A 1,829-nucleotide genomic window follows, 5' to 3' on the forward strand; every position below is an offset into this window, starting at 1 on the left:
AGTCAAGCCACCTCGGACCCGGGACCTGCTCGGGCACACGCTTGACGCCCGCAGCCGGGTCAAAGGAACAGATCCCCTCCTCCACAGCCCAGGAGAAAAACCGCCCGAGAGCCACCAGCGCCAGGTTCACAGTGGCGGGCTTGCAGCCCTTGGCCTGCATCCACCGGCGGTACTCCGCCACGTCAAGCTGGCTCACCGCCGCGGGGTCGAACTGGCCGCAGGCTCCCTCGTACCACGCCGCAAACCGCCTGACCTGCCCGAGGTAGGAGACCACGCTCTTCTCCGACAGGCCGCGGGAACGGAGGGCGGCCCCGAACGAGGCCAGCACACCGGCCACCTCCCGCACGAGCGCCACGGCCACGAAAATCACCTCCTCCCGTCCGGCGCTCCGGAGCCCCGCCCGGCCGGGTCCCCGCCGCGGCCCGCGGACCGTATTCTGCTGTCAAGGCACGGCGGCAGGAACGGCCCGGGGTACCGCACAGCACTCCCGGAACCCAACCCGCAAACGGGGCCCTGTCCCGCAAAAAGCGAAGTCCTTATGCGAACCGAAAAACGAGCCTTAGGGACCCTTCCCGCCGCCCTTACACCCCCGGGCGGGACCCTCCAGTTCGCAGAGGTCGTCCTGTGCGAAGTGAAAGGCGAACTACGGACAGCGACCCCTCGCTAGAATCCCACGCCTAGCAATGTCTCTCCCCGGCAAGCCGCCGGTATCCCCGCTCGCCTCAGCGGTACCAGCTCCAACACGACCCCAGCACGACGGACAAAGAAACACATGCCGCGTGCACCCTTACCGCCACCCTGGCGGCGTCGTGAGTGACGGCTTTTGACCACGGCCCCAGAGTCTGGACGATGCCTTTAGCAGGCCAAGTAGCGCAGATTCCCGGGTTGGGCGAATCGCACCGCGTTTGCGAGCCGCGCCGCGTTCCCGCGCAACCAGGTTCAGCGAGCGTGTTACCAGGCCCACCTTCTCTGCCATCAATCACCAGGTTCGATGAGTCCCATGAACCAGCGCGCGAAAGCGACAAGGCCTAGAGAAAGCAAAACCCCAGCAAGGAGATCGCTCAAGGTGAGCATGATCTCGCCCACAACCGGTCGTTGGGACAGGAAAGCCGCCAGTGCAGAGCCCGGCCAGCCCTCGCGGTTGGGCAGCCAGAGCCCTAGCCCAACCGTCCACACCAGTGCGTCTGTGCTGATGGCCTTGGGTACGAACATCAGCCATATCCACGGTACCACGTGGTCCGCCTCTAAGAGGTCGGCAACTGCCGATACCGGCCGGGTGCGCAATAGGTCCACCAGACCCTGCACGTAGCCTTCCTGCGTGAAGAACAGGAGAGGAGAAGCACCCCAGAGCAGGCCCGCGACGACCGCAACCGGAGTCACCAGGCGCCGCTGCACTCTTTCTCACCTACCTCCAGGTGTTCATGCGAACCAAGTAATCTCAATCGGCCTTTCGGGCCGTGCTCAACGGGCTTAAGGCCCCGACGGCGACACCTGTGCCAGAACACCGGCCACGGTTGACCCCTCTCTACCTCGCGCGGCAGGTTGCCGTCGACCAGTACTACGGCGAGCACAGTCTGTCTCGGCCTGCCGAACTGGCGGTAGCCCACCACGACCTGGTCGTGAGGTGGTCGGTCCTGGCTCAGCCCGACTGCCACCGTCCCGGGAGGCTACCTACAGGACTCGGCCATCCGCAGCAACGCTTGCTCGTCGGCCAGGGAGCGGACCGCCTTGGGGAAGTACCCCGACAACACGCGGCTCACCCCTCCGGAGCGCCAAACTACGTGGATGAACAGGGACCCGTCATCCTCACGGACATGGCGGTAGAGATC

General features: G+C 65.7%; 2 protein-coding genes. Both read right to left on the reverse strand.

Annotated features, from left to right (window positions below):
- Positions 1-361: phage integrase N-terminal SAM-like domain-containing protein (locus tag AB1609_22840; protein MEW6049271.1), on the reverse strand; the 361-nt coding region annotated here is incomplete at its 3' end.
- A gap of 614 nt (positions 362-975) precedes the next feature.
- Positions 976-1,395 carry a hypothetical protein gene (locus AB1609_22845; protein MEW6049272.1) on the reverse strand — a complete coding sequence of 140 codons (420 nt, stop codon included), beginning with the start codon at positions 1,393-1,395 and terminating at the stop codon, positions 976-978.
- Positions 1,396-1,829: the final 434 nt, after the last annotated feature.

The sequence above is a fragment of the Bacillota bacterium genome (genome assembly GCA_040754675.1).
In the GTDB taxonomy this organism is placed as follows: domain Bacteria; phylum Bacillota; class Limnochordia; order Limnochordales; family Geochordaceae; genus Geochorda.